The sequence below is a fragment of the Paracoccus chinensis genome (assembly GCF_900102885.1).
In the GTDB taxonomy this organism is placed as follows: Bacteria; Pseudomonadota; Alphaproteobacteria; order Rhodobacterales; family Rhodobacteraceae; genus Paracoccus; species Paracoccus chinensis.
Genome location: NZ_FNGE01000008.1, coordinates 136,163 through 155,576 on the forward strand (window position 1 = coordinate 136,163; position 19,414 = coordinate 155,576).

The window sequence follows — 19,414 nt, forward strand, 5'->3', positions numbered from 1 at the left end:
ACGCCCCCCGGTTGGACCGGGGGGCGGCGGTGTTGTCAATGGGCGGCTCAGGACAGGCCGATCAGGCCCATCTGTTCCAGCTTCAGCAGGACCTGCTGGGCGGCGTAGTCCACGTCCACCCCTTCGGTCTGGACGCGCAGCTCGGGGTTCTGCGGCTCTTCATAGGGGTCCGAGATGCCCGTGAACTCCTTGATCTTGCCTTCGCGGGCCAGCTTGTAGAGGCCCTTGCGGTCGCGCCGCTCGCATTCTTCCAGCGAGGTCGCGACATGGACCTCGACGAAGGCGCCATACTGCTCGACCATCTCGCGGACCGCGCGGCGGGTTGCCGTGTAGGGCGCGATCGGCGCGCAGATGGCGATGCCGCCGTTCTTGGTGATCTCGGACGCGACATAGCCGATGCGCTTGATGTTGATGTCGCGGTGTTCCTTCGAGAAGCCCAGTTCGGACGACAGGTGCTTGCGGACCACGTCGCCGTCCAGCAGCGTCACCGGACGGCCGCCCATCTCCATCAGCTTGACCATGAGCGCGTTCGAGATGGTGGACTTGCCCGAGCCCGAAAGCCCGGTGAAGAACACCGTGAAGCCCTGCTGGTCGCGCGGCGGCGAGGTGCGGCGCAGTTGCTTCACGACCTCGGGGAAGCTGAACCACTCGGGGATCTCGAGACCTTCGCGCAGGCGGCGGCGCAGTTCGGTGCCCGAGATGTCAAGGATGGTCGCGCCTTCCTCGACCTCGTCGCGGGGCTCGTACTGGGCGCGTTCCTGGACATAGACCATCTGTTTGAAATCGACCATCTCGATGCCGATCTCGTCCTGGTACTGCCGGAACAGGTCCTGCGCGGCGTAGGGATCGTAGAAGTCCTGTCCCTGGCTGTTCTTGCCCGGACCCGCGTGGTCGCGGCCCACGATCATGTGCGTCAGGCCGTGGTTGCGGCGGATCATGCCGTGCCACACCGCCTCGCGCGGGCCGGCCATGCGCATCGCCAGGTTCAGCAGCGACAGGTGCGTGGTCGCGGCCGGATACTTGTCCAGCACGGCCTCGTAGCAGCGGACGCGGGTGAAGTGGTCCACGTCGCCCGGCTTGGTCATGCCGACGACCGGGTGGATCAGCAGGTTCGCCTGCGCCTCGCGCGCGGCGCGGAAGGTCAGTTCCTGGTGGGCGCGATGCAGCGGGTTGCGGGTCTGGAAGGCCACGATGCGGCGCCAGCCCATCTTGCGGAAGAAGGCGCGCAGCTCGTTCGGCGTGTCGCGGCGGGCGCGGAAATCGTAATGCGTCGGCGGCTGGATGCCGGTGATCGGGCCGCCCAGGTAGACCGGGCCTGCGACGTTGTGCAGGTAGTTCACGGCCGGATGCGCCAGGTCGTCGGCGCCGAAGACCTTCTCGGCCTCGCGCTTCTTGTTCGGCACCCACTTGTCGGTGACCGACAGGATGGCCAGGATCACGCCCTCCTGGTCGCGCAGCGCGATGTCGATGCCGGGCTCGATTTTGTCGGCGAACTCTTGGCTGACGTCCAGGGTGATCGGCATCGGCCACAGACCGCCCGAGGACAGGCGCATGTTCTCGACCACGCCGTCATAATCGGCCTCGGTCAGGAACCCCTTGAGGGGGTAGAAGCCGCCGTTCATCAGCAGCTCGACGTCGCAGAGCTGGCGCGGGGTCAGGTCCCACGACAGCATCTCGCCGGCGTCGGCCTTGAGCTTCTGCGCCGAGTCGGCGTTGACATAGAGTTCCGGGATCGGCGCGAGGTTCGGCTGCTGGCTCATCTTCCACTCGGTGCTTCGTGACATGGAGCTGCACCGCGCAATGGGGCCACGGTGTGCGCCTGCCCCTTATCTCCCGCGCCTGCCATCCGCAACCTGGGGGTTTGCGCCGGGCAGCCTTTCGCCCGGCGCATGGCTCGGATCAGCCTGCGGCTTCGGTCTCGCGGGCAACATCCGTGACGCTGGCGGGCGTCGCCGCACCCTCGGCCAGCCCCTGGGCGGCCAGCCAGTGTTCGGCATCCAGCGCGGCCATGCAGCCCATCCCGGCGCTGGTGATCGCCTGGCGGTAGGTGTCGTCCGTCAGGTCGCCTGCCGCGAAGACGCCCGGGACCGAGGTGCGGGTCGAGCCCGGCTCGACCCTGACATAGCCGCCGTCCCGCAGCTCCAGCTGGCCCTTGACCAGTTCTGAGGCGGGCGAATGGCCGATGGCGATGAAGACACCGTCGGCCGCAACCGTCTGCGTGCTGCCATCCTTGGTCGAGCGCAGCACCGCGCCGGTCACGCCCAGCGGCTGGTCGGTGCCGGTGATCTCGGCGACCTCGTGGTTCCAGATGACCTCGACCTTCGGATGCCTGAACAGGCGGTCCTGCAGCACGCGCTCGGCCCGCAGGCTGTCGCGGCGGTGGACCAGCGTGACCTTGCTGGCGAAGTTGGTCAGGAACAGCGCCTCCTCGACGGCGGTGTTGCCGCCGCCCACGACGATCACCTCGCGTCCGCGATAGAAGAAGCCGTCGCAGGTCGCGCAGGCGCTGACGCCGAAGCCCTGATAACGCATCTCGCTGTCCAGCCCCAGCCAGCGCGCCTGCGCGCCCGTGGCAAGGATCAGCGCGTCCGCCGTCAGCCGGGCGCCGCTGTCGCATTCCAGCACGAAGGGGCGCTGCGACAGGTCCAGCCGCGTCACGGTATCCGACACGATCCGCGCACCCATCTCGCGGGCGTGGCTTTCCATCCGCACCATCAGGTCGGGGCCCTGGACCTGGGTGTCGCCGGGCCAGTTCTCGACCTCGGTGGTGATAGTCAGCTGCCCGCCGGGCTGGATGCCCTGGATCAGCAGCGGCACCAGCATGGCGCGGGCGGCATAGACGGCGGCGGTGTAACCGGCGGGCCCCGAGCCGATGATGACAAGCCGATGGTGGGTCGGCACGGAAGCGGCGGTCTCGGTCACGGGTGGCCTCATGGATGATTTGCGCCCGAGTTAATCCCGCGGGGGCCCCGGTTCAACCTTGCCGCCGCGCCGCTCTTCCGCAACGGCGCAAGGGTCCTGCGGCGAAACAATGTTGCGGATCAACCGGCCGGGGGATAAGGAACCGTCTGTTTCTGAGCATCGGAGAAGACATGGCAGGCGCCCGGCTGGATGACATCGACAGACGCATTCTGGCCGAGCTGCAAGCCGACGGCCGGATGACGAACGTCGAACTGGCTCGGCGCGTGGGCATCTCGGCGCCTCCCTGTCTGCGCCGCGTCCGCACACTTGAGGAGCAGGGCTTCATCCGCGGCTATCACGCCGACGTGGACCCCCGCAGCCTCGGCTTCGAGGTTCAGGTCTTCGCCATGGTCCGCCTGCACAGCCAGTCCGAGCGCGACCTGACCGCCTTCGAGAACCGCGCCCGCGACTGGGCGCTGGTCCGCGAATGCCACATGCTGAACGGCGAGATCGACTTCATCCTGAAATGCGTGGCGCCGGACCTGTCCACCTTCCAGCGCTTCCTGACCGACCAGCTGACGGCGGCCGACAACGTGGCCAGCGTCAAGACCAGCCTCGTCATCCGCTGCGCCAAGGACGAGCCGGGCGTTCCCTTCGAGCTGGTCGAGGGCCGCTAGAGCGTGATGGCCGAGATCAGCCGCCCGTAATCGGCCGCGCCCTCGTGCGTGGCCCGGCGATAGCTGAAGAAGCGCGCGGGGTCGGAATAGGTGCAGTGGCCGATCCATTCGGCGTCGACGCCAAGCTCGCGCAGGGTCGCCAGCCCGAAGCCCGGCAGGTCGAACATCGGCCGCCCGTTCGGCCCGCCCGAGAAGAAACGGGCGTAAACCTCGTCCTCGATCAGGAAGCGGTCCATGAAGTCCTCGCTGACCTCGTAGGCGCGCTGGCTGATGCAAGGGCCGACGACAGCGCGGATGTCGCGCGCGCCCGCCTTGCGCATCGCGCCGACGGTGGCCTGCAGGATGCCGTCCAGCGCCCCGCGCCAGCCTGCATGGGCCGCGGCGACCACACCCGCGTCAGGGTCGGCAAAGAGGATCGGCTGGCAGTCGGCGGTCAGCACGGCGATGGCAAGGCCGGGAACGGTCGTGACGATGGCGTCGGCCTCGGTCTTGGCAACAGCGTCGAGGTCCTCGGACCCGGTCAGGGTCACCACCTTGTCGGAATGGGTCTGGTTCACGGTCGCCAGCCGCTCGGGCGGAAGGCCCAGCGCCGCCGCGACGCGGGCGCGGTTGATCGCAACGATTTCCTTCTGGTCGGATGAGCCGCGACCACAGTTCAGCCCGGCGAACAGCCCCGAGGACGCGCCGCCCTTGCGGGTGAAGAACCCGTGCTTGAGAGGGTGAAGGGCGGGGTGGGTCAGGATTTCGAGTGTCATCGGGCCGGCGGGTCTGCTTCGGGACGAGGGGCGAGGTCGGACAGCCCGGCGCTCGCAACGGACTGGGCGGCGAGAGGCAGCGGCCGGAAGCCCGGCGGCGGCGGAAGCTTGGACGGCCAGACGGCCATTGCCTTGAAGAGGTGCCCCATCTGCGCCGGGTCGGTCAAGCGATGAAGCGCGGCCTGCGCGCCTTCGTCGCCCGCCCGGGTCAGCCGCGCGGCCCGAGTCTCGATCCCCAGCGCCCGCAGCCAGTCCCCCTGGCGTTCGGGCGCCGAGGCGGCGGCGCCGGCGTGGATCGCGGCCCCTGCAAGGGGCGCGAAGTCCACATGGGCGGTCAGGTCGGCCTCGCCCGGATGGCTCAGGATGCCGTCGGGCGCATGGCGGCGCAGGGCCTGCAGGCTGTCGCCCTTGCCGTTCCAGGTGCCGTAGTCGATGGCGATGGCCGCGCCGCCATGCGCCGCGATGCGGGCAGCGACGGTTTCCATGATCGCCGCGCCCTCGGCGCAGATTTCCCAGACCTCGCCCTCGGGCGCCTCGCGCGGCAGGGCCACGGGGGCCGCCAGCGCCAGCGCCAGGCCGCCCTCGGCGTCCAGCGTCACCATCCGCTCGGCCCATCCGCCCGCCACGCGCTGCACCTGGCGGATCGGCAGGGCGTCGAAGAACTCGTTGGCAATCAGGAACAGCGGCGCCTCGGGCAGTTCCGTGACCGAGGAGAGATGCGTGATCTCGCCCAGCCTTTCGCGCTGGACCTGCCGCAGGTGGGGCGAGGTTTCGACCAGCGTCACCCGTGCGGCCTGATGAAAGCCCGGCACGCGGCGCGTGGCGCGCAGCAGGTCCGCCATCAGCGTGCCCCGGCCCGGCCCAAGCTCGGCCAGTGTGAAGGGCGCAGGCGCCCCCTGGTCCATCCAGGCCTGCGCCAGCGCAAGGCCCACAAGTTCACCGAACATCTGGCTGATTTCCGGCGCGGTGGTGAAATCCCCGCGGGTGCCGAAGGGATCGCGTGTGGAATAGTAGCCGTGCTGGGGGTGCATCAGGCACAGCCGCATGTAGTCGTCCAGCCGCATCGGCCCCTCGGCCGCGATCCGGCCGGCGATGATGCGGCCCAGCGGAGTCATCGCCGCAGCGCCCAGAGCGCGAAGGCAAGCCCTACCGCGATCATCGGCAGCGACAGAAGCTGGCCCATTGTGATTCCCCAGACCGGCCCGCCAAGCACATGGCCCCAGGGGTTGCCGGGCGTCACGAACTGCGCATCGGCCTGGCGGAAGAACTCGACCACAAAGCGGGAAAGGCCATAGCCCGCCAGGAACACGCCCAGCGCAAGCCCGGGCCGGGCCAGTGCGCCGCGGCGGACCAGCAGGAACAGGACCAACCCAAGCAGCAGCCCCTCCAGCCCCGCCTCGTAAAGCTGGCTGGGGTGGCGGGCGCAAAGGCCCTCGACGCCGGGGCAGTCCTGCGCCGCCTCGCCGGGGAAGATCACGCCCCAGGGCGCGGTCGTCGGACGGCCCCAAAGCTCGGCGTTGATGAAGTTGGCGATGCGGCCCAGAAACAGGCCCACGGGCGCCGCGATCGCCAGCGCATCAGCCAGCCGCAGGGGAGCGATGCCGTTCCGGCGGGCATAGGCCCAGGCGGCCAGCACCACGCCCAGGAAGCCGCCATGGAAGGACATGCCGCCCTGCCAGACCTTGATGATCTGGCCCGGGTTCGACAGGTAATAGGCGGGCTCGTAGAACAGCACGAAGCCCAGCCGCCCGCCCAGGATCACGCCCACCACGACCCAGGTCAGCAGCTCCTCGACCTTCTCGGGGGGCATGGGCGCGGTTCCACCCCACAGGCGCGGGCGACGCATCAGCGCCACGATGATCCGCCAGCCCAGCAGCAGCCCGACCAGATAGGCCATCGCATACCAGCGCAGGGCAAACTCGCGCCCCGCGACGGTGATGCTGAAGATGTCGGGGGAAATCTCGGGAAAAGGGATCATGAGGGCCTCGCGCGTCCTGCGGTTGCTTGGCCGCGCGGGGCGGGGGTGTCAACCGCAGCGCATTGAAGGGGGGCCGCGCGCTCGCCATATAGACCCACACGCTTTGCGAAAGGATTGCGCGATGACCACCCACGGCAGCGGCCCCAGCCGCTTTTTCGACGACATGTCCCGGCTGATGACCAACGCGATGGGCGTCGCTCAAGGCGCGAAAAGCGAGGCGGAGACGGCCATGAAGGGCTGGGTGGACCGCTGGCTGGCCGAGCGCAACCTGGTCACCCGCGAGGAATTCGAGGTCGTGCGCGAGATGGCGATCAAGGCCCGCAGCGAGAATGCCGAGCTGCGCGCGATGATCGCGGAGATGACTAGTGGGGCGCAGTCGGGCCGGACCCAGGGGAATGACAGCGGATCGGAGCCCCCCCATGTTACCGAGGCTGAGGCGCCAGCCACGGACATGACCCCTCCCGATCTGGGCGACACCGGCACGCATGCCGGCGCCAGCGAGGCCGAGGCGCCCGCGACCGACATGGACGCCGGCAACAAGGCCTGACCTGCCGCGCCCCTGCGCGGGGCGCCTACTGGCCGGGCAGGACCCTCTGCCTCAGCGCGCCCGAGCGATCATAAAGCAGGATCTCGCCCGCGTCCGTGACCACCACGGTCCAGTCGCGGGCGAAGGTGACCGCGGCGGCGCCCGTCCCCCCGGGCAGCACCAGCCCGGGCGGCAGTTCCGGCAGGGGCGGTTGCGCCAGCCTGACCCACAGGATCGCGACCACCGCAACCATCCCCAGGCCCATCACAACGGCCAGCCCTGTCACCAGCCGGCGCAGCCACGCGAGTTCGGGCACTTCCGCATCCGGCTTCCCTGCCCTATCATCCCGCGCCATGCCCGACCTCGTCCTGACCCTTCCGGCCGACCTCGCTGCGGCCGACGCCTCGCGGCTTGATAAGGCGCTGGCCGAAGCCGCGCCAGACTCCGCGGCCCTGTCCCGCTCGCGCATCGCCAGGCTGATCGCGGCGGGTGCGATCCGCGGCCCGAACGGCCCCGTCACCGACGGCAAGGCCCGCGCCCTGCCCGGCGACTACGTCGTCACGCTTGGAGAGCCCGAGCCGATCGACGCCCGCCCCGAGAGCATCCCGCTGAACGTGGTCCACGAGGATGACAGCCTGATCGTCATCGACAAGCCTGCGGGCATGGTCGTCCATCCCGCACCCGGCTCGCCCTCGGGGACGCTGGTGAACGCGCTTCTGGCCCATTGCGCGGGCAGCCTGTCGGGGATCGGCGGCGCGGCGCGGCCGGGGATCGTCCACCGGATCGACAAGGACACCTCGGGCCTGCTGGTGGTCGCCAAGACGGACCTCGCGCACCAGGCGCTGGCGCGGCAGTTCGAGGACCACTCGGCCGCCCGCCGCTACCTGGCGCTGGCGCACGGGACCATCGACCCGGCCGACCCGCGCCTGCGCGGCCTGCCGGGCGTCACCTTCGAGCCGGGCAACGTGCTGAAGATCGCCACCCTGCTGGGCCGCCACCCGACCGACCGCCAGCGTCAGGCCGTCAGCCTCAAGCAGGGCCGCCATGCCGTCACCCGCGCGACCATGCTGGAAAGCTTCGGCACGCCCCCCGCCGCGATGCTGGTCGAATGCCGGCTGGAAACCGGGCGCACCCACCAGATCCGCGTGCATCTGGCCCATTGCGGGCTGGGGCTGATCGGAGACCCGGTCTATGGCGGCGCGCGGCGCGCCTCGGCCCGGGCGCTGGGCGATGCGGCAGAGGCCGTCGCCGCCTTTCCGCGTCAGGCGCTGCACGCGGCGCACCTGGGCTTCGCCCATCCGGTGGACGGGCGCTGGCTCGCATTTGATAGTGAATTACCCGCCGACATGCAGGCCCTGCTGGCGGCCCTGCGGGGAACCCCGGCGGTTGACGCGACGTTCGCTGAGTAATCTCGCCAGAGTCGCTGCACAGGAAAGGACAATGGCAAATTTCGACAAGCTTCCCGCGCCCAGCCCCGAGCAGGGCCTCAACCGCTACCTGCAGGAGATCCGCAAGTTCCCCCTGCTGGAACCGGAAGAGGAATACATGCTCGCCAAGGCCTGGGTCGATCACCAGGACGCCGAGGCCGCGCACAAGCTGGTGACCTCGCACCTGCGGCTGGCCGCCAAGATCGCCATGGGCTACCGCGGCTATGGCCTGCCCCAGGCCGAGGTGATTTCCGAGGCCAACGTCGGGCTGATGCAGGCCGTCAAGCGCTTCGATCCCGAGAAGGGCTTCCGTCTGGCCACCTATGCGATGTGGTGGATCCGCGCCTCGATTCAGGAATACATCCTGCGGTCCTGGAGCCTGGTGAAGATGGGCACCACCTCGGCCCAGAAGAAGCTGTTCTTCAACCTGCGCAAGGCCAAGGCCAAGCTGGGCGCGCTGGAAGAAGGCGACCTGCGCCCGGAAAACGTCCGCCAGATCGCCAACGACCTGAACGTGACCGAGCAGGAAGTGATCGAGATGAACCGCCGCCTCTCGGGCGGGGACGCATCCCTGAACGCGACCGTGGGGTCGGGCGAGGGCGAGTCGACCGCGCAGTGGCAGGACTGGCTGGAGGACACGAACGCCGACCAGGCCAGCCAGTATGCCGAAGAGGACGAACTGGACACCCGCCGCTCGATGCTGGCCGCCGCGATGGATGTGCTGAACGAGCGCGAGCGCGATATCCTGACCGAGCGCCGCTTGCGCGACGATCCCGTGACGCTCGAGGCGCTGTCTGAACGCTATGGCGTCTCGCGCGAGCGCATCCGCCAGATCGAGGTCCGCGCCTTCGAGAAGCTGCAGGAGCGGATGCGCCGCTTGGCCAGCGAACGCGGCATCGAGATCGGCGCTGCCTGAGGGGCGACTGCAGGTTCTGCACTTGCCGGGTATCTGCTGCTCAACTGGTTTCTGCCGTCACGCCGCTGAACCTTGAGCAGATGCCCGCGATCTTCGCCCCTCGCCGTGCCGAGCAGGACAGGATGCGCGACACATTGACCCTCTAGGCAATCGCATAAGTGCATTCTGTCACGGCCCCAACCGCTCCGGCTCAGGGCAAATTCGGAGCGCTGGTCTGCCCTTCATCTTCAGGGCTCTAACTGGGGCGCAAGGCCCTGACGAGAGAAAAGCACTCCATCGCACTTGTTGGAGGCAAGACAGTGGCCAAGGTCTGCGCTGTCTGAAGGAAATGCAGTGAAGATGCCCGGATCAACTCCGGGCGTCTTACGCGAGTTGGTGCGTGAAACCTCTCGCCCAGCCCGTACTCCTCGCATCATGTTCATTCGTCCGCCCGGGTGACAACCGCCACGCTTCCCGGAATGGGGAAGGCTGTCCACTGACCAATTCTGCCCCTTCATGGTCCTTTGTCGCGCCGGGTCTGGACGTAGTGCGATGAATCGGCACATTCTTGCCGAGAAGCCGGGGCGGTCGCCTTGTCCCGGGCAAGGCTGGCGCAACCACACGGAAGGGCTTCCGCGATCGTGACGGCACTGACGCAGTTCCAGCGGCTCGAGGCGACCGGTGTGTGGCGGCCCCACCCTTCCGAGCGGTTGCGCGACGTCATCGTGTCCTTCGGTGATGCCACGCTGATTCTGCGCGACCCCCGCTCCGAGGAGCCGCTATCCCACTGGTCCCTGCCCGCCGTGACCCGCCTGAACCCCGGCCAGATGCCCGCGATCTTCGCGCCGGGCGATGCCGAGCAGGATGAGGTGGTCGAGATCGACGACACGCTGATGGTCCAGGCGATCGAGCGCGTCCATTCCGCCATTGCCGCCAGCCGCCCCCGTCCCGGCCGCCTGCGCGGCGCGCTGGTCTGGACGATGGTGGGCGCCGCGGTGATTGCCGGTGCGGTCTGGCTGCCCGATACGGTGATCGCCCATGCCGCGCGGATCGCGCCGCCCGCGCAAAGGACGGCTGTCGGGCTGTCGATCCTGGCGGACATGCGGCAGGCGACCGGCGCCCCCTGCGACCGTGCCTCGGGCGCGGCCGTGCTGGATCGGCTGTCAGCACGCCTGCTGGGGCCGGACGGCAGGATTGTGGTGCTGCCCGCGACAATGCGGGGCGCGCGTCCCCTGCCCGGCCGCATCGTCGTGATCGGTGATGACATGATTGCGGGCGAGCCCGGCCCGCAGGTGGCTGCCGGGCATGTGCTTGCGGCCGATCTCGCTGCGGCCCAGTCGGACCCGCTGCTCGAGGTGCTGCAGAAGGCGGGGCTGCCGGCGGCGGTGTCGATGCTGACCTCGGGGGAACTGAAAGCCCGTGCCGTCGCTGGTCAGGGAACGGCCCTGCTGCTGCGCCCCGCCCCGCGGCCCGCGGATGACGTGCTGCTGGACCGCATGCGCGAGGCGGGCGTGCCCAGTGCGCCCTATGCCCGCTCGCTCGACCCCAGCGGCGAGACGGTCCTTGCCCTGATTGAGGCCGACCCCTTTCGCGCCGCCGATCCGCCCGAGCCGCTGATGTCCGAAGGCGAGTGGGTGCAGTTGCAGCAGATCTGCGCGCGCTGAAAACCCTTGCCCGCACCACCGACGCGCTCCCGCGACGATGACACGGCGTCTGCCGCTGCCAGTGGCTTGTGCCATCGCCTCGGGTCCGCTCCAGCGCCTCGGCTCTTACTGGTGCTGTCAGCTCAGCCCTGTGGCTTGAGAGAATTTCCAAGCACAGAAGCCTCAACCCTATCACCTTCAGGCTTAGCCCCCTACAAGGAACTGGCCAGATGTGAGGCGAGGGTGAGACTGCCGCCTCTGCAGGCATTGACCCGACACGGTGTCAGCCGACCTCCTGCTCGACCTATCTGCGAGCACGGAGGTCGCGGTAGCCTGCGCGGCGCAGCCTCTCGATCATCCGCACAATCGCCTCCCGGCCATCGAGCGGGCCCACCATGACCAACTCGGCCCCGCCCTCCTTTCCCCGGACCACCGGCACGCCCATCCGGGCAAGCGTGCCTGCGGCCGCTTGCGCCTGTCCTGCCTTGCGGAACGATCCGACCTGAACGAAGCGCGCCCCCGGCGGGATCATCCGCATGTCGTCCGGCGGCAGAGCCTTCGCGGACGCGCCAGCCCGACTTGCCCCGGAGCCCCCGCTGGCCGCGACCTTGGCCTTCTGCTTCTTGGCACCCGCGTTCGGGGGGCCCCCCTTTGTTCCACCGGTCTCCGCAGCACTCCTGCCCGCCTCGCCGTTTCCCTTACGTCCAGGCGAGACACGGGCAAGCGAGGCAAGCGACGTCGTACCCCCGCAAAGACCCAGGCTGGCGCCATCCTGCGCGGATCCGTCGCCGCCGATCAGCGCGCAAAGCCTGTCGATGCGCCCCGGACCGGCCATCTCTCGGGAAAGCGCCGGCGCCTGCGTGACCATCGCACCGATCTGCAGCGGATCGGGGGGCGCCTCGCCTTGCGGTGCCTGCGGAATGCCCAGGGCGCCAGGGTCCGGGTTGCCCGACCCTTCCCTTGCTTTGCGCGGAGGGTTGCCTTCGGCCAGCTCCGCAGCCTGAAGATTGGGGATAATGGCCTGCGTCAGTTCGCGCTCGATGCGGGCAGCGCGTGGCAGTTCGGGCTCGGGAAACAGCGCCGGTTCGCTGTCCGGGCCGGTGCGTCGGGCGGACAGCGTGGGTGGATAGCCGCAGACTGCCGCACCGTCGCGGTCGATGCGTCCGCGCCACCCCCTATCGGTCCGGACGAAGACGCAGCCCGCCGAATCGATGTACTGGCCCGCGGTGAAGTCGGGTGGCGGCATTTCCGCCGGTCGCAGCGCCGGAGACAGCTCGCTGGCCGGAACCTCGATGCGGCGCATCCCCTCGCCCGGCTGGCCGGCATTCGCCGGGACCGCCACGTTCGCCAATGCGGCAAGAGCGGCCACGGCCGCCAGCAGCAGCGAAAACCCCGAGATCCCCATCGCCGGCCCCTTCGATTCGGTTCTTTCCGGGGTCGGGTCTACAGGGCCGGGCACTAAGTCCCGGTTAATGCAGGCTCACTTCGTGCCGAACATCCGGTCGCCCGCATCCCCCAAACCCGGCACGATATAGCCATGATCGTCCAGCTTCTCGTCCAGCGAGGCGGTGTAGACGGCCACGTCGGGATGGGACTCCTGCATCCGCGCCACGCCCTCGGGCGCGGCCAGAAGACAGAGGAAACAGATGTTGCGCGCGCCGCCCGCCTTGAGAAGGTCGATCGCCGCGACCGCGCTGTTGCCCGTGGCCAGCATCGGGTCCACGACGATGACCATGCGGGCGTCCAGGTCGTTGGGCACCTTGGCGTAATATTGCACCGGCTGCAGCGTGTCCGGGTCGCGGTAAAGCCCGAGGAATCCTACCCGTGCCGCCGGGATCAGTTCCAAAATCCCGTCCAGCAGGCCGTTACCCGCCCGCAGGATCGAGATCAGCGCGAGCTTCTTTCCTTCCAGCACCGGCGCGTCCATCTCGCACTGGGGGGTCTGGATGCGGACCGTGGTCAGCTCCAGATCGCGGGTGACCTCATAGGCCAGAAGCAGGCTGATCTCGCGCAGGAGGCGGCGGAAGCTGTTGGTCGAGGTCGTGTGCTTCCGCATGATCGTCAGCTTGTGCTGCACCAGCGGGTGATCGACGATCGTGAGGTTCGGAAACTGGGTCATCGGAGGTCCGGAGTTCAGGGGCGGTTCAGTCTTTGGAAGGAATTTCATGCGATGACCATGGGGCAGTAGCCGAATCGACAGGCAGGAGGATGCAGAAAAATCAGCTCGCGCCCCGTCCGCCTTTGTCCGCCCTCAACCCATGTGGCCAACCTCGAAGCGGCCGGGCAGCAGCTCGGCCACGGTCGTCGCCAGGGTCTCGCCATCCACCGTCGCCAGCAGGACGGGGGTTTCGCCGCGGGCGAACTCGGCCAGCTTCTGGCGGCAGCCGCCGCAGGGGGGCGTCGGGCGGGCGCTGCCGGCGATCACGCAGACCTCGGTGATCTCGGTCTCGCCCGCGGCGACCATGGCGGCGATGGCGCCGGCCTCGGCGCAGGTGCCCTCGGGATAGGCCACGTTCTCGACGTTGCAGCCGGTATAGATCGCGCCCGAGGCGCCGCGCACCGCCGCGCCGACCTTGAAGCCGGAATAAGGGGCATAGGCGGCCTCTCGCACGCGGCGGGCGGCGTCGATCAGGGACATGGGGCACCTTCGGGCAGTTTGCGGCATCATCCGCCCCGCGGCGGACCTGCGCAACCCCGCGCTTTTCGCCAGGCGCAAAGCCATGGGCGCAGCGCTTGTGACGCCGCGTCGCCACGACTAGGACGAAAGGACGAGCTTACGGAGGCAGGGCATGGACGATCGGCGGCAGGACAATGCGCGGCAGGCGGCGCTACGGTATCATGAGTTTCCGCGCCCCGGTAAGCTCGAGATCCGGGCGACGAAGCCCCTGGCCAACGGGCGCGACCTCAGCCTCGCCTATTCGCCGGGCGTGGCCGAGGCCTGTCTGGAGATCCAGGCAGATCCCGCCTGCGCGGCGCGGTATACGGCGCGGGGCAACCTGGTGGCGGTCGTGTCGAACGGGACGGCGGTGCTGGGCCTGGGCAACATCGGCGCCGGTGCCTCCAAGCCGGTGATGGAGGGCAAGGCGGTCCTTTTCAAGAAATTCGCCAATATCGACTGCTTCGATATCGAGGTGAACGAGACCGATCCGGTGAAGCTCGCGGCCATCGTCCGGGCGCTGGAACCCACCTTCGGCGCGATCAACCTGGAAGACATCAAGGCGCCGGACTGCTTCGTCGTGGAAAAGCTCTGCCGCGAATCGATGAACATCCCGGTCTTCCACGATGACCAGCACGGCACGGCCATCGTGGTGGGCGCGGCCGCCACCAACGCGCTGCGCGTGACGGGCCGGAGGTTCGAGGACATCAAGGTCGTCTCGACCGGCGGCGGGGCGGCGGGCATTGCCTGCCTCAACATGCTGCTGAAGCTGGGCGTCAAGCGCGAGAACATCTGGCTTTGCGACATCCACGGGCTGGTTCACGAGGGTCGGAACGTGGACATGAACCCGCAGAAGGCCGCCTTCGCGCAGGCGACCGACCTGCGGACGCTGGACGAGGTGATCGGCGGCGCCGACCTGTTCCTGGGCCTCTCCGGGCCCGGCGTGCTGAAGCCCGAGATGGTGGCCCGCATGGCCCGCCGTCCCATCGTCTTCGCCTTGGCGAACCCCACGCCCGAGATTTCGCCCGAGGACGTGCGCGAGGTTGCCCCCGACGCGCTGATCGCCACGGGCCGCAGCGACTATCCGAACCAAGTCAACAACGTCCTGTGTTTCCCCTTCATCTTCCGGGGCGCGCTGGACGTGGGCGCGACCGAGATCAACGACGCCATGCAGATCGCCTGCATCGAGGGGATCGCGGCGCTGGCCCGCGCCACCACCAGCGCCGAGGCGGCCGCCGCCTATCGGGGCGAGACGCTGACCTTCGGGCCGAACTACCTGATCCCCAAGCCCTTCGACCCCCGCCTGATGGGCGTCGTCGCCACCGCCGTCGCCCGCGCGGCGATGGAATCGGGCGTGGCAACCCGCCCCCTGCCCGATATCCACGCCTACAAGCGGCACCTGGACGGCTCGGTCTTCCGCTCGGCGCTGATCATGCGGCCGGTCTTCGACGCCTCGGCCAATGCCGAGCGCCGCATCGTCTTCGCGGAAGGCGAGGACGAGCGCGTGCTGCGCGCCGCCAATGCCATGCTGGAGGACACCAACGACGTCCCGATCCTCATCGGCCGCCCCGAGGTGATCGAGATGCGGGCCGAGCGTGCGGGCCTGCCGATCCGGCCGAACGTCGATTTCCAGATCGTCAACCCCGAGGACGACCCCCGCTACCGGGAATACTGGGAAACCTACCATACGCTGATGGCGCGGCGCGGCGTCACCCCTGACATCGCCCGCGCGATCATGCGCACCAACACCACCGCCATCGGTGCGGTGATGGTCCACCGGAACGAGGCCGACAGCCTGATCTGCGGCGCCTTCGGCCAATACACTTGGCACCTGCGCTATGTGCGCGAGATCCTGGCACGCGGCGGGCTGCATCCGGTGGGCGCGCTGTCCATGATGATCCAGGAGGAAGGCCCCCTCTTCATCGCGGACACCCAGGTCCACCACGACCCGACCCCGCAGGAGGTCGCGGACACCGCCATGGGCTGCGCGCGCCACGTCCGCCGCTTCGGCCTGACCCCGCGCATCGCGCTGTGCAGCCATTCGCAGTTCGGCAACCTCGACACCGATTCAGGCCGCAAGATGCGCGCGGCGATGGACGTCCTGGCCGAGCGCGAGGTCGACTTCGTTTATGACGGAGAGATGCATGTCGATGCCGCCCTGGACCCTGCGGTCCGCGCCCGGCTGATGCCCAAGTCTCGGCTGGGGGACGAGCCTGCGAACGTGCTGGTCTTCGCCGGCACCGACGCGGCCTCGGCGGTGCGCAACATCCTCAAGACGCGGGCGCAGGGGCTCGAGGTCGGGCCGATCCTGATGGGGATGGGCAACAAGGCGCATATCGTGACACCCTCGATCACGGCGCGGGGGCTGCTGAACATCAGCGCCCTGGCCGGAACCCCGGTCGCCCATTACGGCTGAGGCGATTCGCCCCAGCAGGCGAGGTGTTTTGCAAAGACCGGCGGGCCTTGCCTGGCCCGCCGCAAAGCCCGCCGGAAGTTTGCAAAGCCCAAGGCCCTTCGCCTGAGGCAATCCGCCACATGGACGGGGCGTTCCGGCCAATACTGTTGATTTGCCCGTGCCCTCGCCTCTAGGGCTTATGGAGGACGTCGAGGGGGAGAGACGGGCATGGGCTACCAGGACATCTACGCCGCGTGGAAGAACGATCCCGAGGGCTTCTGGATGGAGGCCGCTCAGGACATCGACTGGGTCAAGCCGCCCAGCCACGCTTTCTTCGACCAGGGGCCGGCGGGCGAGTGGTTCGCGGATGCCCAGGTCAACGCCTGCTGGAACGCCGTGGACCGCCATGTCGAAGCCGGGCGCGGCGAGCAGCTGGCCGTGATCCACGACAGCCCGATCACCCATTCCTACCGCGGTATCACCTATCGCGAACTGCGCGACCGGGTCGCGCGCCTCGCCGGCGCCCTGCGCGACAAGGGCGTCCAGAAGGGCGACCGCGTCATCATCTACATGCCGATGGTGCCCGAGGCGCTGGAGGCGATGCTGGCCTGCTCACGCCTGGGCGCCATCCATTCCGTCGTCTTCGGGGGTTTCGCCGCGCATGAGCTTGCGGTCCGCATCGACGACTGCACCCCCAAGGCGATCATCGCCGCCTCCTGCGGGTTGGAGCCGGGCCGCGTCGTCCACTACAAGCCGCTGCTCGACCGCGCGATCGAGGAAGCCAGGCACAAGCCCGAGTTCTGCGTGATCTTCCAGCGCGAGCAGGAGGTCGCCGAGCTGATCGAGGGCCGCGACCATGCCTGGCACAGCTTCCAGTATGGTGTGGAACCCGCCGACTGCGTTCCGGTCGAGGGGAACCATCCGCACTATATCCTCTATACCTCGGGCACGACGGGTCAGCCCAAGGGCGTCGTCCGCCACACGGCGGGCCATATCGTCGCGCTGAACTGGACGATGAAGAACATCTACGGCATCGACGCGGGCGATGTCTTCTGGGCGGCGTCCGACGTGGGCTGGGTCGTGGGCCACAGCTACATCTGCTATGGCCCGCTGCTGGCCGGGGCAACGACCATCGTCTTCGAGGGCAAGCCCGTCGGCACCCCCGATCCTGGCATCTTCGGCCGCATCATCCAGAACCACAAGGTCAAGGTCTTCTTCACCGCGCCCACCGCCATCCGCGCGGTCAAGCGCGAGGACCCCGCCTGCCTCTATATGCGCGACTACAGCCTCAAGTCGCTGAAGGCCGTGTTCTTGGCGGGCGAGCGGGCGGACCCCGACACGGTGCAATGGGTGGAACAGAACCTCAACGTGCCAGTGATCGACCACTGGTGGCAGACCGAAACGGGCTGGGCCATCGCCGCCAATCCCTTCGGAATTGAGACCCTGCCCATCAAGCACGGCAGTCCCTCGGTCCCCATGCCCGGCTATGATGTGCAGGTGCTGGACGAAGCGGGGCACCCGGTGCCGCCCGGCACCTTGGGCGCCATTGCGATCAAGCGGCCCCTGCCCCCCGGCACCCTGCCGACCCTGTGGAACGCCGAGGACCGCTTCCGCAAATCCTACCTGACCACCTTCCCCGGCTATTACGAGACCGGCGACGCGGGCTACATCGACGAGGATGGCTACCTCTACATCATGGCCCGCACCGACGACGTCATCAACGTGGCGGGCCACCGGCTTTCGACGGGTGCGATGGAGGAAGTGCTGGCCTCGCACCCCGCTGTCGCGGAATGCGCTGTGATCGGGGTGGCGGATTCGCTGAAAGGTCAGACTCCGCTGGGCTTCCTGTGCCTCAAGAAGGGCGTGGAGATCGCGCCCGAGCAGATCGGCCGCGAGGTCGTGAAGATGGTCCGGGACCGCATCGGCCCGGTCGCAGCCTTCAAGGACACGGTCGTGGTGGACCGGCTGCCCAAGACGCGTTCGGGCAAGATCCTGCGCGCGACGATGGCCAAGATCGCGGATGGCGAGGAGTTCAAGATGCCCGCCACCATCGACGACCCGGCGATCCTGGACGAGATCCGCGAGGCATTGCGCAAGGCCGGCCACATGGCGGCCAACGCATGAACTGACAGGATCAGGGCCGCCATGCACCTCGGCGGCCCGGTCTCGTACGAACGGCGCCCGTACGCGGAGCGCCGGTCCGGCTGTCAGCCGATCTGCGCCCCCAGCCGCGTCATCAGCGGCACGAAGTCGGGGAAGCTGGTCGCGATCGGGCCGGCGTCATCCACGGCAATCGGCTGCTCCGAGGCGAGCCCCGCGACCAGGAAGGACATCGCGATGCGGTGGTCGAGATGCGTGGCGCAGGTCGCCCCGCCCGCAAGGCCGCCCGTGCCGTGAACGGTCAGGCTGTCGCGGGTTTCCTCGATCCGTGCGCCGTTCGCCTCCAGCCCCCGCGCCATGGCGTCGATGCGGTCGCTTTCCTTGACGCGCAGTTCCGCCACGCCGTTCATCACCGTCGTCCCTTCAGCAAAGGTCGCGATCACCGACAGGATCGGGAACTCGTCGATCATGCTGGCCGCGCGCTCGGCCGAAACGGTCACGCCGCGCAGGGGGCCATGGCGGACGATCAGGTCAGCCACGGGCTCGCCCCCCTCCTCGCGCTGGTTCTCCCAGGTGAGATCGGCGCCCATCTCCTCCAGCGTGACGTAGAGCCCGTCACGGGTCGGGTTGCGGCTGACGCCCGGCACGCGGATTTCCGATCCCGGCACGATCAGCGCCGCGGCCACAGGGAAGGCGGCCGAGCTTGGGTCGCGCGGCACGGCGACCGTGCAGGGGCGCAGTTCGGGGCGGCCGGTCAGGGTGATGACGCGGCCTTCAGCGGTCACCTCGGTCGTGACGTTCGCACCGAAGCCCGCCAGCATGCGCTCGGTATGGTCACGGGTCGGCTCGGTCTCGATGACAACCGTCTGCCCGGGGGCATTGAGGCCCGCCAGCAGCACCGCCGACTTGATCTGCGCGCTGGCGACAGGCGTGCGGTACAGCACCGGCGCGGGGTCAGCCGCGCCCCGGATCGTCAGCGGCAGCAGCCCGCCCTCGCGTGCCGTGACCTGCGCGCCGAAGAGTTCCAGCGGGTCTGTGATGCGCCGCATGGGACGGCGCGAGAGGCTGGGGTCGCCCGTGAAGGTCGCGGTGATGGGCGTTGTCGCCATGGCGCCCATGATCAGTCGGACGCCAGTGCCGGAGTTGCCGCAGTCGATCACGCCCTCGGGCTCGGCAAAGCCACCGACGCCCACGCCATGGACGACCCACTCGCCCTCGCCCACGCGCTGCACCTCGGCACCGAAGGCCTGCATGGCCTTGGCCGTGTCCAGCACATCCTGCCCTTCCAGCAGGCCAGTGATACGGGTTTCACCCACCGCCAAGGCACCCAGGATCAGCGCGCGGTGGCTGACGGACTTGTCGCCGGGCACCTGCGCCTCGCCCTTGAGCGGACCCGAGCGGCGGGCGGACATGGGCAGGGGTTCGGCGCTGTGCGACATGGGGCTCTCCTTCATTCGGGCG

At 68.8% G+C, this 19,414-nt stretch carries 16 protein-coding genes and 1 pseudogene; 7 read left to right on the forward strand and 10 right to left on the reverse strand.

Translation table 11 applies throughout. From position 1 onward, the window contains the following. Positions 1 to 47: 47 nt before the first annotated feature. Positions 48 to 1,784, reverse strand: a complete 1,737-nt coding sequence (locus BLQ03_RS10210) for a bifunctional sulfate adenylyltransferase/adenylylsulfate kinase (RefSeq protein WP_425415730.1) — start codon at positions 1,782 to 1,784, stop codon at positions 48 to 50. Positions 1,785 to 1,899: 115 nt separating this feature from the next. Continuing rightward, entirely contained in the window at positions 1,900 to 2,934 is a 1,035-nt protein-coding gene (gene trxB, locus BLQ03_RS10215) for a thioredoxin-disulfide reductase (RefSeq protein ID WP_090755559.1), read from the reverse strand. 158 nt (positions 2,935 to 3,092) lie between these two features. Here trxB and BLQ03_RS10220 point away from each other — a divergent pair, with 158 nt between their 5' ends. Then, positions 3,093 to 3,578, forward strand: a complete 486-nt coding sequence (locus tag BLQ03_RS10220; protein ID WP_090755562.1) for an Lrp/AsnC family transcriptional regulator — start codon at positions 3,093 to 3,095, stop codon at positions 3,576 to 3,578. Here the strand turns inward: BLQ03_RS10220 and pgeF are convergent. The 3 genes from pgeF to lgt are packed head-to-tail and all read right to left on the reverse strand — an operon-like array spanning position 3,575 to position 6,311. After that, positions 3,575 to 4,333, reverse strand: a complete 759-nt coding sequence (pgeF, locus tag BLQ03_RS10225; RefSeq protein WP_090755565.1) for a peptidoglycan editing factor PgeF — start codon at positions 4,331 to 4,333, stop codon at positions 3,575 to 3,577. The genes BLQ03_RS10220 and pgeF overlap by 4 nt on opposite strands. Then, positions 4,330 to 5,448, reverse strand: a complete 1,119-nt coding sequence (locus BLQ03_RS10230) for a class I SAM-dependent methyltransferase (RefSeq protein ID WP_090755567.1) — start codon at positions 5,446 to 5,448, stop codon at positions 4,330 to 4,332. Before BLQ03_RS10230 ends, pgeF begins: the two co-directional genes overlap by 4 nt. Continuing rightward, positions 5,445 to 6,311 carry a prolipoprotein diacylglyceryl transferase gene (gene lgt, locus BLQ03_RS10235; RefSeq protein ID WP_090755570.1) on the reverse strand — a complete coding sequence of 289 codons (867 nt, stop codon included), beginning with the start codon at positions 6,309 to 6,311 and terminating at the stop codon, positions 5,445 to 5,447. The genes BLQ03_RS10230 and lgt overlap by 4 nt, the downstream gene beginning before the upstream one ends. 121 nt (positions 6,312 to 6,432) lie before the next feature. Between lgt and BLQ03_RS18840 the strand changes: the two are divergent. Further along, positions 6,433 to 6,672 (forward strand): annotated as a pseudogene (locus tag BLQ03_RS18840) (accessory factor UbiK family protein); the annotation flags it as partial. A 211-nt stretch (positions 6,673 to 6,883) separates the two neighbouring features. Here the strand turns inward: BLQ03_RS18840 and BLQ03_RS10245 are convergent. Further along, entirely contained in the window at positions 6,884 to 7,153 is a 270-nt protein-coding gene (locus BLQ03_RS10245; protein WP_245688813.1) for a DUF6476 family protein, read from the reverse strand. Between the two features lie 37 nt (positions 7,154 to 7,190). Here BLQ03_RS10245 and BLQ03_RS10250 point away from each other — a divergent pair, with 37 nt between their 5' ends. The 3 genes from BLQ03_RS10250 (at position 7,191) to BLQ03_RS10260 (ending at position 10,823) form a co-directional block, all read left to right on the forward strand. Beyond that, positions 7,191 to 8,246, forward strand: coding sequence for an RluA family pseudouridine synthase (locus tag BLQ03_RS10250; RefSeq protein ID WP_090755578.1), 1,056 nt, complete (start codon positions 7,191 to 7,193; stop codon positions 8,244 to 8,246). 31 nt (positions 8,247 to 8,277) lie between these two features. Beyond that, positions 8,278 to 9,180 carry an RNA polymerase sigma factor RpoH gene (gene rpoH / locus BLQ03_RS10255; protein WP_090755581.1) on the forward strand — a complete coding sequence of 301 codons (903 nt, stop codon included), beginning with the start codon at positions 8,278 to 8,280 and terminating at the stop codon, positions 9,178 to 9,180. A gap of 620 nt (positions 9,181 to 9,800) precedes the next feature. Further along, positions 9,801 to 10,823 carry a hypothetical protein gene (locus BLQ03_RS10260; protein WP_090755584.1) on the forward strand — a complete coding sequence of 341 codons (1,023 nt, stop codon included), beginning with the start codon at positions 9,801 to 9,803 and terminating at the stop codon, positions 10,821 to 10,823. A gap of 283 nt (positions 10,824 to 11,106) precedes the next feature. Here the strand turns inward: BLQ03_RS10260 and BLQ03_RS10265 are convergent, their stop codons facing one another. The 3 genes from BLQ03_RS10265 to BLQ03_RS10275 form a co-directional block, all read right to left on the reverse strand. Continuing rightward, positions 11,107 to 12,207 (reverse strand): SPOR domain-containing protein, encoded by a 1,101-nt coding sequence (locus BLQ03_RS10265; RefSeq protein WP_090755587.1) that lies wholly within the window; start codon positions 12,205 to 12,207, stop codon positions 11,107 to 11,109. A gap of 75 nt (positions 12,208 to 12,282) precedes the next feature. Then, on the reverse strand, positions 12,283 to 12,921 hold the full coding sequence (upp, locus tag BLQ03_RS10270) for a uracil phosphoribosyltransferase (protein ID WP_090755589.1): 639 nt from the start codon (positions 12,919 to 12,921) through the stop codon (positions 12,283 to 12,285). Positions 12,922 to 13,053: 132 nt separating this feature from the next. Continuing rightward, positions 13,054 to 13,440: a cytidine deaminase gene (locus BLQ03_RS10275; RefSeq protein ID WP_090755590.1), complete on the reverse strand. Its 387-nt coding sequence runs from the start codon at positions 13,438 to 13,440 to the stop codon at positions 13,054 to 13,056. 151 nt (positions 13,441 to 13,591) lie between these two features. Here BLQ03_RS10275 and BLQ03_RS10280 point away from each other — a divergent pair, with 151 nt between their 5' ends. Further along, entirely contained in the window at positions 13,592 to 15,874 is a 2,283-nt protein-coding gene (locus BLQ03_RS10280; protein WP_090755592.1) for an NADP-dependent malic enzyme, read from the forward strand. Positions 15,875 to 16,081: 207 nt separating this feature from the next. After that, positions 16,082 to 17,977 carry a propionyl-CoA synthetase gene (locus tag BLQ03_RS10285; protein WP_090755595.1) on the forward strand — a complete coding sequence of 632 codons (1,896 nt, stop codon included), beginning with the start codon at positions 16,082 to 16,084 and terminating at the stop codon, positions 17,975 to 17,977. Positions 17,978 to 18,060: 83 nt separating this feature from the next. On the opposite strand, the gene aroA is transcribed toward BLQ03_RS10285, so the two are convergent. Further along, positions 18,061 to 19,392: a 3-phosphoshikimate 1-carboxyvinyltransferase gene (gene aroA, locus BLQ03_RS10290; RefSeq protein ID WP_090755598.1), complete on the reverse strand. Its 1,332-nt coding sequence runs from the start codon at positions 19,390 to 19,392 to the stop codon at positions 18,061 to 18,063. Positions 19,393 to 19,414: the final 22 nt, after the last annotated feature.